Raw genomic sequence first — 12,372 nt, 5'->3', positions numbered from 1 at the left:
GGGCATAGCGCAAGGACCCCTCAGCCGTCCAGGTCCACTCGCACGGTGAGCAGCTCCGCCCCCAGGGCCCGTACCGCCGCGCTGTTGAGACGAGGCAGCGTCCTGAGCCGGGCCCGGGGGTCGTCGTCCGGGAGCGGATGGGCCGTACCGGTGTGCCAGCGCCCCCGGATGCGGACCCGGACGCGTGCATGCGCCCGGATGTTGCGGACGTACTGGGACCTCTCGCCGTACTCGGAGACCAGCCAGAAGGAGTCCCCGACGCGCCGGCCGCCCACGGGAGTCCGGCGGGGCAGTCCCGACACGCGGCCCGTCGTCTCCAGGACCGTCTGGAACGGCAGTCGGCGCAGCAACGGATTGGCGAGGTGGCGCTGGAACGCCGTGACGGCCTTGTACTTGAGGTCCACGTGACGCGACATGGTCCAGTTGCCTCCGGGTGCGGCCGGTGAGGGGTACGCGCGCAGTGTCGCAGACCCCTCACCGGGGTGTCCCGTCGCCGGTCCGCCTCACACCTCGCCCAGGAAGATCGGGTTCGTGAACGCGGCCATCACTCCCGGCACCGGTCCCGCCGCCGTCTCGTGCCGCAGCTCCGCCCGTACGTACGCCGCGTACGCCGGTGTGGTGTGCCACTCGGCCGAGCCGGTCCCCGACACCGGCAGCGGGTCGCTCGTGAACAGCACGCCCTGGTCGGTGACGAAGCGGATCGTGCAGCGGGGCGCGCCCTGCGCCTCCAGACGGACCGTGACGGGGGTGTCGCGGCCCACCCGCAGCCGCTCGCCGATGCCCGCGTGTTCGCCGTGGGCGCCCGACGCCGTGAAGGCCAGCGAGACGTTCCTGGACTCGGCGACGTACGATCGGCCCGCGCGGATGCCCTCCTGGACGGCCTCCCGGGTCAGGTCGTCGGCGAGGACCACCGTCTGCGGGGTGCCGATCGCGTCGGGGTCGCGGTGTGCGTCGCTGTTGCCCATCGCCGGCAGCCACCTGCCGTGTCCCTCCCGGACCGACGCCACCAGTGTGTTGTCCCACTCCGCCAGCGTCGCCTCGTCGTCCGGGGTGAAGGGGCCGTTCCACACCTCGACCGCGTCCGCCTCGGCGAAGCCGAACTTCCATCCGCAGCCGACGCAGGTGGCGTGCGGATGAGCCGGGACGACCAGGCCGCCCGCCCGGCGGATGTCCCGGGCGAACCGGGCCCAGCGGTTGTCGCGCGCCCGGTAGCGCCAGTCGACGAACGTGCCGGGGTCGGTGCCCAGGGCCACCACGTGGCCGTTGCGCGTGGTCACCTCCTCGCCCAGCATGATCAGCAGGTCGTCGCCCGCCTGGTCGGCCCAGTGCGGGTGCGAGGAGTGGGTGTTGTGCTCCGAGCTGTTGATGAAGTCGAGGCCCGCGGCCCGCGCCAGCGCCGCGATCTCGGCGGGCGTACGGCGGCCGTCCGAGTACCAGGAGTGCATATGGCAGTCGCCGCGGTACCAGGCGCGGCCCCGGCCCCTCGCCCGGGACGGCGGGTACCCGGGCGCCGGGGTCCTGCCCTGCTCGCCGTACGTGAGCGTGATCGTGACCTCGTAGCCGAGGCCCTGCGGCGCCACCGTGTAGGGGCCCAGGGCGATGTGCCAGGTGCCCGGGCGGACCGGGCCGGGGATGTACCCCGGGGTCGCGTCGTCCGCACGGACGAAGAACTCGGTGCGCGCGCCGCCGGACCAGCCGCGGAAGCCGTTGCCGCCCAGCGCGGTGCCACGCTCGTCGAAGATGCCGATGTCGAGGGCGTTGCCCGGGGTGCCGGCCGGGACGGACGGCCTGTCGTAGGTGTAGGCGACCTTGATCTCCCGGACGCCCTCGGGGACGTCGACGGGGAGATACACGAAGTCGGGAGAGCCGGTGGGCAGCGTGCCGCGCACCGTCCTCGTCTCCTGGTTGCTCGCCGCCTCGGCGGCGGGGCCGTTGGGGAAGCTCACGGTTCCCAACGTAAGCGCGGCGGCCGCACCCGTCACGAACAGTGCGCGTCTGCCGATGCCGTGGTCGTCCTCGCACATGCTGCTGCTCCCAGCGTGTCGGATGACAGGGGTGGTGTGCAGTGATGGTGCGTACCACTCTGATGCCCACCCGTGAACGCCGCTCCACGGGAGGCCGATCGGCGGCCACGTCCGGTGGAACACCCGGTGTCCCCGGCGGCCCTGACACGGCGTGACGCCCGGTCCGCCCCGCCGACACACATCCGCCCCGGGGGCCCTGATCACCGCAAACGTATGCTCGGAGGATGACGACTTCCGCGACCTCCGGAACCGGCCCCACCGAGAACTCCATGCGTCGCGCCCTCAAACGTGCCCGCGACGGCGTCGCGCTCGACGTCACCGAGGCAGCGGTGCTTCTCCAGGCCCGCGGCGCGGACCTCGACGACCTCGCCGTGTCCGCCGCCCGGGTGCGCGACGCGGGCCTCGGGGCCGCCGGCCGGCCCGGAGTCATCACGTACTCCAAGAGCGTCTTCATCCCGCTCACCCGTCTGTGCCGCGACAAGTGCCACTACTGCACCTTCGTCACGGTGCCGGGCAAGCTGCGCCGGGCCGGGCACGGGATGTTCATGTCCCCGGACGAGGTCCTCGACGTCGCCCGCAAGGGCGCGGCCCTGGGCTGCAAGGAGGCCCTGATCACCCTCGGTGACAAGCCCGAGGACCGCTGGCCCGAGGCCCGCGAGTGGCTGGACGCGCACGGGTACGACGACACGATCGCCTACGTACGGGCCATCTCGATCCGGATCCTGGAGGAGACGGGCCTGCTGCCGCACCTCAACCCCGGCGTGATGTCCTGGACGGACTTCCAGCGGCTCAAGCCGGTCGCCCCGTCGATGGGCATGATGCTGGAGACGACCGCTCAACGGCTGTGGTCCGAGCCGGGCGGCCCGCACCACGGCTCACCCGACAAGGAACCGGCGGTCCGGCTGCGCGTCCTGGAGGACGCCGGACGCTCCTCGGTGCCCTTCACCAGCGGGCTGCTGATCGGCATCGGCGAGACGTACGAGGAGCGCGCGGAGTCCCTGTTCGCGCTGCGGAAGGTGGCGCGGGCCCACCATGGCATCCAGGAGCTGATCATCCAGAACTTCCGCGCCAAGCCGGACACGGCGATGCGCGGCATGCCGGACGCGGAACTGGACGAACTGGTCGCCACGATCGCCGTGGCCCGGCACATCATGGGCCCGAGCGCCTGTCTCCAGGCACCGCCGAACCTGGTCGACGACGAGTACGAGCGGCTCATCGGCGCCGGCATCGACGACTGGGGCGGGGTCTCGCCGCTGACCATCGACCATGTGAACCCGGAGCGTCCCTGGCCACAGATCGAGTTGCTGCGGGAGCGCTCCGCGGCGGCGGGCTTCGAGCTGCGCGAACGGCTGTGCGTCTACCCGGAGTTCGTGCGGCGCGGGGAACCGTGGCTGGATCCCCGGCTGCTGCCGCACGTAAGGGCGCTGGCGGACCCGGGAACGGGCCTCGCGCGCGAGGACGCGGTCGTCGAGGGACACCCCTGGCAGGAGCCGGAAGAGGTGTTCCGGGCGTCCGGCCGTACGGACCTGCACCGTACGATCGACACCGACGGGCGCACGAGCGACCGCCGGGACGACTTCGACGAGGTGTACGGCGACTGGGAGGCGCTGCGCGAGGCCGCGGCCCCCGGCATGGCCCCGGAGCGCATCGACACGGACGTACGGTCGGCGCTGCGCACCGCCGCCGCCGACCCGACCCGGCTGACCGACGACGAGGCGCTGGCCCTGCTGCACGCGGACGGCCCCGCGCTGGACGCGCTGTGCCGGGTCGCGGACGACGTGCGCAGGTCGGCGGTCGGCGACGACGTCACGTACATCGTCACCCGGAACATCAACTTCACGAACGTCTGCTACACCGGCTGCCGCTTCTGCGCCTTCGCCCAGCGCCGCACGGACGCCGACGCGTACACCCTCTCCCTGGAGCAGGTCGCGGACCGCGCCCAGCAGGCGTGGGACGTGGGCGCGGTGGAGGTGTGCATGCAGGGCGGGATCCACCCCGACCTCCCCGGCACGGCGTACTTCGACATCGCGAAGGCGGTCAAGTCCCGGGTCCCCGGCATGCACGTGCACGCCTTCTCCCCCATGGAGGTGGTCAACGGCGCGACACGCACCGGCATGTCCATCCGCGAGTGGCTGACGGCGGCGAAGGAGGCGGGTCTCGACACGATCCCCGGAACGGCCGCCGAGATCCTGGACGACGAGGTCCGCTGGGTCCTGACGAAGGGCAAGCTGCCGACGGCGACCTGGATCGAGGTCGTGACGACGGCGCACGAACTGGGCATCCGCTCGTCGTCCACGATGATGTACGGCCATGTGGACCAGCCCCGCCACTGGCTGGGCCACTTCCGCACCCTCTCCCGGATCCAGCAGCGGACGGGCGGCTTCACGGAGTTCGTGACGCTGCCGTTCATCCACACCAACGCACCGGTGTACCTGGCGGGCATCGCACGCCCCGGCCCGACGATGCGCGACAACCGCGCGGTGACGGCGATGGCGCGTCTGCTGCTGCACCCCCACATCCCCAACATCCAGACCAGTTGGGTGAAGCTGGGCACGGAGGGGGCGGCGGAGATGCTCCGCTCCGGCGCCAACGACCTGGGCGGCACCCTGATGGAGGAGACCATCTCCCGTATGGCGGGCTCGTCGTACGGCTCGTACAAGTCCGTCCGGGACCTCGTCGCGGTGGCGGAGGCGGCCGGCCGCCCCGCCAGGCCGCGCACCACGCTGTACGGCGAGGTCCCGCCGGAGCGGCAGCGTGCGGCGACCGCGTCGGACGGTCATCTGCCGGAGCTGCTGCCGGTGCTGGGCGACTGAGCAATGGCGCACCGGGTGGGACGGAGACGGATTCAGCCGTTCTCCGGGGCCGCCCCCGGCAGATGCGTCACCAGGAGGGTGACCCCGGCCAGGACGATCACGCGGGTGGCCGCGTCCAGGCCGTTCCAGGTCTTGGACTGCCACATCGCGAACCACTCCCCGCCTATCGCGACGAACCCGGCGCCGAACAGCAGCAGGAGCATGAGCAGGCCGAGGGTGGAGAGCTGCCGGGCGCGGGGGTGGCGGCGGGCCCACAGCCAGGTCGCGGTGATCAGGACCAGCGCCGCGAGCGTCTCCCAGGCGATGATCGCCACGTAGGCCGCGTCCTGCCAGGCGCCCGAGGTGATGGCCCGCCACATCAGGTCGTGGTCCTTGAACGTCGTGTCCATCGCGAGGACATGGCGTACGAACTGCTGGTTGGTCCCGAAGTCGGTGATGTTGCCGAACGCGACGAGCGCGATGTAGAGGGCGACGGTACTGATGAGCAGGGTGGCGGTCAGGGGGAGCGTGCGTGAGGTGGTGGTCATGACAGGGGCCTTCCCCGCGCGGCCGGGTGCGGCCCGCGCACATTGAGCCAGAATTGGAGCCGGACGGGCTCCGGTGCGGGTGGAGGGGGCGGTGGAGGGGGTGTACGAGTGGCGCGGGCGCGGCCGTCGCAGACTGACGCCCGACGCGGCGGTGATCACCCGCAGGGGTGAACACGCTCAGTGGCGGATCCGTGCGCAGCGTGACCAGGTGAGGCTGACCACCGGCCGGTCGGGGACGAGGAGGTCACGGACCGTATACGGATCCGCCCGCTGAAGCGGCCGTTCCCGTTCGATTACAGTGCTGGACTGTCGGACATGCGGATGGTGCCCTGAGGAGGCCTGGGTGGGTGCGACAGCCGGTGCCGTCTGGGGCCGCACCGAGCAGCAGGACTTTCGCAGTCGCGTGCGAGGGACGCTGCTCGGCGCTGCGGTCGGCGACGCCCTGGGCGCGCCGCTCGACGGACTCACGCTGGAGGAGATCCGTGAGGCGCACGGTCACGAGGGGCTCCGCGACCTCGCGTTCGGGCACGGCCGACGCGGTGCGATCACGCATCTCACCCAGCTCACCCTGTTCTCCGTCGACGGGCTCGTGCGCGCCCAGGTCCGCCGGGACACCGGCGCCTGGCATCCGCCGACCGATCTGCACCGGGCGTATCTGCGCTGGGCGGCCACCCAGCGGGACTGGGGGCCGGACGAGCGCCGCAAGGACGACGGCTGGCTGGCCCGGGAGGAGTGGCTGTACGCCCGCCGCTCCCCGGCCAGGGCCTGTCTGCTCGGCTTCGGCGACGACATCATGGGCACGCTGGACGCGCCCAAGAACCCCGGCGAGCGGGGGCCCGAGGCGGCGGCGCGCTCCGCGCCGTTCGGGCTGCTCGTCGGCTGGGATCCGCAGCTCGTGCTGCAGCTCGCGATCGAGTGCGCGGCCCAGTCCCACGGGCACCCCACGGCGTATCTGTCGGCGGGCGCGTACGCCGTGATCGTGCACGCGCTGGCGCGCGGCGAGAGCCTGGACGGGGCCGTGCAGCGGGCTCTCGCACTGCTGGCCCCCCGGCCGGGGCAGCAGCCGGTCGCCGATGCGCTGCAGCACGCGCTGGGCGCGATGCGGCAGGGGATGCCCACGCCCGAACGGATCGAGGAGCTGGCCGGGGCCGGTACGGCGGAGGGGGTGCTGGCCGTCGCCGTGTACTGCGCGCTGGTGGGGGAGGACGTCCGGCACGGGCTGTGCCTGGCGGTGAACCACGGGGGGCCCTCGGGCACCGCGGGGGCGCTGGCCGGCGGACTGCTCGGAGCACTGTACGGCGAAACGGCCCTCCCGCCGGCCTGGCTGGCCGAGCTGGAGGGCCGTTCCACGCTGCTGGTGCTGGCGGACGACTTCGCGATGGAGATGACGCAGGGCGCTGCGCTGCACGGCCCTACGGGATCCGCGCCGGGATGGCTGGCGCGCTACCCCCGGGCTTAGAGCTCCGAACAAAATGGGAGTCCGATCAGCTCGCGGCGTCTGGTGCGTGCGATCGCAAGGCGCCGGAAGGTCCTCGTAGCGGAGCTACTAGGGCCTTTCGGCAACGCAGCTGGGGGTCCCCCCTGCTCGAAGAGCTTGGGGGAGGGCGTGCCAGGCGCCGCGAGCCGGGCGCCCATTTTGTTCGGAGCTCTTAAGGGCCGTACCGGGAGCTGCGCCCCCAGCCTCCTTCGGTCTGAACGGCCTCGTCCTCAAGCGCCGGACGGGCTGGTTGTGCCCGGAGCGGGCTCAACGGCATCCGTCGTCGGCAGCGCCGCCGAAGCCCCGTCGTCGTCCGTGTTGACCTTCTCGATGATCCCGTCCCTCTCGGGCGTGTCCTCCGGCTTCACCAGGCCGATCAGGACATACAGCAGCAGCGAGATCACCATCGGCAGCGCCACCTGGTACTCCAGCTTCACATCCGTGCGCTGGGAGAAGTCGAGGTGGTAGTTGACGACGAAGAAGGCCAGCAGACCGGCCGCCCAGCTGCTGAGCGCAGCCGTCGGGCCCGACCTGCGGAACGGGCGCAGCAGGCCCAGGATGAACGGGATCGCGATCGGGCCCATCAGGCCGGCCACCCACTTGATGACCACCGTGATGATGTCCTTGAACGTGGGGGAGTTGACCTGCGTCGCCACCGCCATCGACAGGCCGAGGAACGCGACCGTGGTCACCCGGCCCGCGATCAGGCCCGTGCGGGCGTTCCACGCCCGTGCCGCCTTCGAGAGCACCGGCACCACGTCCCGGGTGAAGACCGCCGCGATCGCGTTGGCGTCGGAGGAGCACATGGCCATCGTGTGGGAGAAGAAGCCCACGACCACCAGGCCCAGCAGACCGTGCGGCAGCAGCTGTTCGGTCATCAGGCCGTACGCGTCCGAGCCGTCCGGCTTCTTCGCCGTGACCAGGAGCGGCGACAGCCACATCGGGATGAAGAGGATGACCGGCCAGACGAACCACAGACCCGCCGACAGCAGCGCCGATCGGGTCGCCTGCCCGGCGCTGCCCGTCGCCATGTAGCGCTGGGCCTGGTTCCACATGCCGCCGTTGTACTCGAACAGCTTGATGAACAGGTACGCGATGAAGAAGACCGTCATGTAGGGGCCCGCGAATCCGTGCCCGTGCCCGGCCAGCTTCGGCGAGTCCAGCGCCTTGGACAGACCGCCCTGGTCGGAGATCTTGTTCAGCGCGATGATCAGCATCGCCAGACCCGCCAGCAACTGGATGACGAACTGCCCCAGTTCCGTCAGAGCGTCGGCCCACAGGCCGCCGATCGTGCAGTACACGGCCGTGATGGCGCCGGTGATGATGATGCCCTGGGTGAGCGAGACCCCGGTGAAGACGCTCAGCAGCGTCGCGATCGCGGCCCACTTCGCGCCCACGTCCACGATCTTCAGCAGGATGCCGGACCAGGCCAGCGCCTGCTGCGTGGGCACGTTGTAGCGGTCCTTGAGGTACTCCAGCGGCGAGGCCACATGCAGCCGGGAGCGCAGCCGGTTCAGGCGTGGCGCGAACAGCTTCGCGCCGATCAGCACGCCGATGGCGATGGGCAGCGCCCAGGTGACGTAGGACGTGATGCCGTAGGTGTAGGCGATGCCGGCGTAGCCCGTGAACATCACGGCGCTGTAGCCCGACATGTGGTGCGAGATGCCGGACAGCCACCACGGCATCCTGCCGCCCGCGGTGAAGAAGTCGCTGACGTCGTCGACGCGCTTGTGGGACCAGACGCCGATCGCGGTCATCACGCCGAAGTACGCGACCAGGACGGCCCAGTCGAGACCGTTCATGTGCCCCCTCCAGGGGTCCGCCTTGTGAACTTGCAGATACCGGACGGCACTTCGCCAGTACGAGCACACGGGCGGCGCCCCCGTGCGGGAGCGGGGGACTTGGAGGATTGAACCGCCGGTCAGGCGGGCGGTCAAGACCTTTCCCGGTCACGGATGTGAACACAGATCAGTGAGGCGAACAAATTTACCTTCTCTTGGCCTTCGTGGCGGTTGTCGCGCCCGTGACGCGGAACACACCATGAGCGGGCACTTCGCCAGTGAGGACATCCGAGGGATCGGGCTTACGGGATGCGGGTCCCGTGCGGCCCGGAGAGGAGTCGCGGGACGTGATGGAAGGGCCGACGCACCCTTCCTGCCCAGGGGTTCACCGGGTCAGCGCATGAGTTCTCCGGCGTTCACGAGCAGGGACTGCCCCGTGATCGCCCGCGCCCGGTCGGAGGCCAGGAACACCGCCGCGTCCGCCACATCGCCGTCCGTGGCCAGTTCGGGCAGCGCCATCCGGTCCGTCAGGCGCCGCTTCACCTCCGCCTCCGGCAGGCCTTCGGCGTGCGCGGTGAACTGCACGTACGCCTCGACGGGCGGGCCCCACATCCAGCCGGGCAGCACGGTGTTGACCCGGATCCGGTACGGGCCGAGCTCCCGGGCCAGCGAGTACATCGCGCTGGTCAGTGCGCCCTTCGATGCCGCGTACGCCGCCTGCCGTACCTGGGAGGGCGCGGCCACGGACGACTGAGTGCCGATGAAGACGACCGAGCCTCCGCATGTCCTGAGGGCCGGCAGGCACGCTCTCGTCATACGCAGGGTCCCCAGCAGGTTCACATCGACGACCGAGTGCCAGGTGGCGAAGTCCGCGTCCTGAAGGCCACCGAAGTAGCTGTCCCAGGCGGCGACGTGGACCACCGCGTCGATCCGCCCGAACCGACACAGCGCCAGCGCCGCGAGCGCCTCGCACTGCGCCTCGTCGGTGATGTCCGTCGTCCGGTACGCCGTGTGCGCTCCGTCCGGATCGAGCTCGGCGGCGGACCTGGCGAGATTCGCCTCCGTGCGCGCGCCGAGCACCGCGTTGCCGCCGTCGCGCACCACGGCCGCCGCGACCTGGTGGCCGAGTCCGGCACCGACCCCTGAGACGACGACGGTCTTGCCCTGGAGCAGTGACATCGAGCCCCCTCGTCCCGGCGGCGGTCGCGACTCTGGCCAATTATCTGACGAAGCGTCAGAGTAGGGCTGTGCGGCGGAGGAAGGAAGGGGTACGGCAATGGGTGAGGACACGCGCAGTGAGGTGTACGCGGAACTGGCGGCCGTGGGGCCCTATGGCGTCCGTCCGGGCCATGCCCTGATCACCATGGTGCAGCCGCACCCGGGGCGCGAGTACGCGTACAACCGCTGGTACGAGGACGACCACTACTACGCGGGCGCGATGGCCATGCCGTGGATGTTCGCGGGCCGCCGCTGGGTCGCCACCCGGGAGCTGCAACTCCTGCGCCGTCCCGAGAAGTCGGCGGTGGCGCGGCCGGTGACCACGGGCTGCTACCTCTCGACGTACTGGATCACGGACGGGCGCTACGACGACCACATGCGCTGGACCGTCGCGATCAACAAGCGTCTCAACCGCGACGCTCGGGTCTACCGGGACCGCACCCATGTCTTCACGGCCTTCCAGGACCATGAGGTGACCGTGTACCGGGACGGCGCCGCGGGCCCGCGTGATGTCCATGCGCTGGACCACCCGTACGCGGGGCTGGTCCTGGAGGTGGTGGACGCGGAAGGGCCCGAGGAGCGTGCCGCGTTGCTGGAGTGGCTGGGCACCCGTCACCTCCCGGGGCGCCTGGCGGGCTCCCCGGCGGCCATGGTCACGGTCTTCCGGCCGACCCCGCTGCCCGGCGACCGTATGACGTATGTGAAGCAGGTGGAGGGTGTGGACACGCGCCTGACCCTGCTGTGGTTCCTGGAGGCGGATCCGAGGGAGTGCTGGGAGAAGCACTTCACGGGGCTGGACGCGGCGGTGGCGGAAGGAGGGCTGGGGAGGGTGGAGCTGGTGGCGCCGTTCATTCCCACGGTGCCGGGGACGGACCGGTACGTGGACGACCTCCGCTGACGGCTCAGCCATGCGGCTCATGCGGCGAGCGGGGACTCGGCGACCGGAGGCGGACCGAGCCCGGTAGAGACGAGCGGGCCCCCTCGGCCGGGACGGCGGACCAGTCGAGAGGGCTCTATTGGTGGGCCTGTTGGGGATCCTCTGCTCGGTCTACTTGATGGACGCCACGAAGGCCGTCCATGCCTCGGGCGGAAAGGCGAGCGTGGGGCCCTCGGGAGCCTTCGAGTCGCGTACCGCCAGCTCGGATCGGGTGGGCGACTTGACCTCGACGCAGGCGCCGTTGCCGACTGAGTACGACGACTTGGTCCACGTTGCCGTGGCCCCCTGGAGAACTGCCATGTTCACTCCGGTAGCGAGTTGCTGAGTGCTGTCATCGCGCCACGGGTTCCAATCGGTGCCCGCGGTGCGATTCGCGCCAACTGGTTCTGACTGATGGCGTGATCGAAGCTACTCGTCAACATCCCTGTCCGGAGGGCTCGTTCACTCGACTGGATGGCATATTCCAGTGAGGCCTTACGCGCGAAGATCTCACTGGTGTAAAATTCGCCGGTCCATGGCCCAGGCGCTCAGCGCGCGTACTCCTTCGCCACGTCCGCGATGAACTGACGGGACTGCTCCACATTGAGGGCCTGCGCCCGCAGATGCTCGTACATCACGGCGTACTTCTGCACGTCCGGCGCCTTCTCCAGATAGAGGTCGCTCGTGACGCCCTCCAGGTACACCACGCTCGAATCGGCCGTGTCGGCGAACTCCAGGATCGCGTACTGGCCGTTGAGGCCCGGATGCGCTCCCACCTCGAACGGCAGCACCTGCACGGTGACGTGCGGCAGCCGGGACATCTCCGCGAGGTGCTCCAACTGCTCGCGCATCACCAGGTTGTTGCCCACGACCCGGCGCAGCGTCGCCTCGTCCAGGACCACCCACAGGCGCAGCGGGTTGTTCTCGGCGGCGATACGTTCCTGGCGGCGCATCCGCACCTGGACGCGCTTCTCGATGTCGGCGGGCGACGTCTCGGGCAGCGCGCCATGGATGAGGGCCTCGGCGTAGGAACGGGTCTGCAACAGGCCGGTGATGACCTGGGGTTCGTACACCCGCAGCGACTCCGCATCGGTCTCCAGGCCGATGTAGACGCTGTAGGGGATGTCCCCGAACGCGTGCCACCAACCCTGCTGGCGTGAGTCCCGCGCCATCTCCATCAGGGAGTCGACGATGCGCTGGTCCTCGACCTCGTACACTCCGCACAGGTCGCGGACGTCACGCTGGCTGATGCTGCGGCGGCCGTTCTCCAGACGGCTGATCTTCGACTGGGAGACGAGCAGCCGTTCGGCGACCTCTTCGGCCGTCATGCCCTTGAGTTCACGGAGCCGGCGCAGCTCCTGGCCCAGCCGACGCCGCCGGACGGTGGGATTGACATTCGACGCCACGGACGTGCACCTCCGGCTGCGTGCCTCTACTTTGCGTATCTGCTGTTGAGCAGATTGCCACCAAGGTGCTACCTACCGCTGGGAAACAGCGGATATGCGGTGGCTGCCCGCCACTTGGCCGTTCCTTGGCCATGGTTGGGCTCAGGATGCCACCGTTGTCGTACAGCAGTGCGTCCCGTCGTACTGGTTGCCGTACGCCGAACGCCGTCG

The 12,372-nt window shown here is 70.5% G+C and carries 10 protein-coding genes; 3 read left to right on the top strand and 7 right to left on the bottom strand.

What is annotated here, in order from left to right; translation table 11 throughout:
* Window positions 1-20: 20 nt before the first annotated feature.
* Both ASC56_RS07400 and ASC56_RS07395 read right to left on the bottom strand, forming a co-directional pair.
* The gene (locus ASC56_RS07400) at window positions 21-416 is read right to left on the bottom strand and encodes a nitroreductase/quinone reductase family protein (RefSeq protein WP_055490417.1); all 396 of its coding nucleotides are present in this window, start codon (window positions 414-416) and stop codon (window positions 21-23) included.
* An 87-nt stretch (window positions 417-503) separates the two neighbouring features.
* Window positions 504-2,024, bottom strand: a complete 1,521-nt coding sequence (locus tag ASC56_RS07395; RefSeq protein ID WP_055490416.1) for a CehA/McbA family metallohydrolase — start codon at window positions 2,022-2,024, stop codon at window positions 504-506.
* A 224-nt stretch (window positions 2,025-2,248) separates the two neighbouring features.
* Between ASC56_RS07395 and ASC56_RS07390 the strand changes: the two genes are divergently transcribed.
* Complete coding sequence (locus ASC56_RS07390) at window positions 2,249-4,837, top strand: bifunctional FO biosynthesis protein CofGH (protein WP_055490415.1); 2,589 nt, start codon at window positions 2,249-2,251, stop codon at window positions 4,835-4,837.
* A 32-nt stretch (window positions 4,838-4,869) separates the two neighbouring features.
* Here the strand turns inward: ASC56_RS07390 and ASC56_RS07385 are convergent, their stop codons facing one another.
* Window positions 4,870-5,364 (bottom strand): DUF2165 domain-containing protein, encoded by a 495-nt coding sequence (locus tag ASC56_RS07385; protein ID WP_055490414.1) that lies wholly within the window; start codon window positions 5,362-5,364, stop codon window positions 4,870-4,872.
* Window positions 5,365-5,707: 343 nt separating this feature from the next.
* Here ASC56_RS07385 and ASC56_RS07380 point away from each other — a divergent pair, with 343 nt between their 5' ends.
* Window positions 5,708-6,823 (top strand): ADP-ribosylglycohydrolase family protein, encoded by a 1,116-nt coding sequence (locus ASC56_RS07380; RefSeq protein ID WP_055490413.1) that lies wholly within the window; start codon window positions 5,708-5,710, stop codon window positions 6,821-6,823.
* A 248-nt stretch (window positions 6,824-7,071) separates the two neighbouring features.
* On the opposite strand, the gene ASC56_RS07375 is transcribed toward ASC56_RS07380, so the two are convergent.
* Window positions 7,072-8,643 (bottom strand): sodium:solute symporter family protein, encoded by a 1,572-nt coding sequence (locus ASC56_RS07375; RefSeq protein ID WP_055490412.1) that lies wholly within the window; start codon window positions 8,641-8,643, stop codon window positions 7,072-7,074.
* A 372-nt stretch (window positions 8,644-9,015) separates the two neighbouring features.
* Window positions 9,016-9,801, bottom strand: a complete 786-nt coding sequence (locus tag ASC56_RS07370; protein WP_055490411.1) for an SDR family oxidoreductase — start codon at window positions 9,799-9,801, stop codon at window positions 9,016-9,018.
* Window positions 9,802-9,898: 97 nt separating this feature from the next.
* Between ASC56_RS07370 and ASC56_RS07365 the strand changes: the two genes are divergently transcribed.
* Window positions 9,899-10,738 (top strand): hypothetical protein, encoded by an 840-nt coding sequence (locus tag ASC56_RS07365; protein WP_055490410.1) that lies wholly within the window; start codon window positions 9,899-9,901, stop codon window positions 10,736-10,738.
* Between the two features lie 150 nt (window positions 10,739-10,888).
* Here ASC56_RS07365 and ASC56_RS37680 read toward each other — a convergent pair whose 3' ends face one another.
* On the bottom strand, window positions 10,889-11,077 hold the full coding sequence (locus ASC56_RS37680; RefSeq protein WP_079102349.1) for a DUF397 domain-containing protein: 189 nt from the start codon (window positions 11,075-11,077) through the stop codon (window positions 10,889-10,891).
* A 227-nt stretch (window positions 11,078-11,304) separates the two neighbouring features.
* The gene (locus tag ASC56_RS07355) at window positions 11,305-12,162 is read right to left on the bottom strand and encodes a helix-turn-helix transcriptional regulator (protein WP_055490408.1); all 858 of its coding nucleotides are present in this window, start codon (window positions 12,160-12,162) and stop codon (window positions 11,305-11,307) included.
* Window positions 12,163-12,372 lie beyond the last annotated feature (210 nt).

Source organism: Streptomyces sp. TP-A0356, from assembly GCF_001417775.1.
In the GTDB taxonomy this organism is placed as follows: domain Bacteria; phylum Actinomycetota; class Actinomycetes; order Streptomycetales; family Streptomycetaceae; genus Streptomyces.
The sequence above is the reverse complement of the archived record's forward strand: the minus strand, read 5'-3'. Positions and strand labels throughout refer to the sequence as shown.

What these genes read in the sequence shown, in the direction of transcription:
- ASC56_RS07400 (WP_055490417.1), bottom strand. Translation starts at nt 416, where the DNA reads ATGTCGCGTCACGTGGACCTCAAGTACAAGGCCGTCACGGCGTTCCAG.
- ASC56_RS07395 (WP_055490416.1), bottom strand. Translation starts at nt 2,024, where the DNA reads ATGTGCGAGGACGACCACGGCATCGGCAGACGCGCACTGTTCGTGACG.
- ASC56_RS07390 (WP_055490415.1), top strand. Translation starts at nt 2,249, where the DNA reads ATGACGACTTCCGCGACCTCCGGAACCGGCCCCACCGAGAACTCCATG.
- ASC56_RS07385 (WP_055490414.1), bottom strand. Translation starts at nt 5,364, where the DNA reads ATGACCACCACCTCACGCACGCTCCCCCTGACCGCCACCCTGCTCATC.
- ASC56_RS07375 (WP_055490412.1), bottom strand. Translation starts at nt 8,643, where the DNA reads ATGAACGGTCTCGACTGGGCCGTCCTGGTCGCGTACTTCGGCGTGATG.
- ASC56_RS07370 (WP_055490411.1), bottom strand. Translation starts at nt 9,801, where the DNA reads ATGTCACTGCTCCAGGGCAAGACCGTCGTCGTCTCAGGGGTCGGTGCC.
- ASC56_RS07365 (WP_055490410.1), top strand. Translation starts at nt 9,899, where the DNA reads ATGGGTGAGGACACGCGCAGTGAGGTGTACGCGGAACTGGCGGCCGTG.
- ASC56_RS37680 (WP_079102349.1), bottom strand. Translation starts at nt 11,077, where the DNA reads ATGGCAGTTCTCCAGGGGGCCACGGCAACGTGGACCAAGTCGTCGTAC.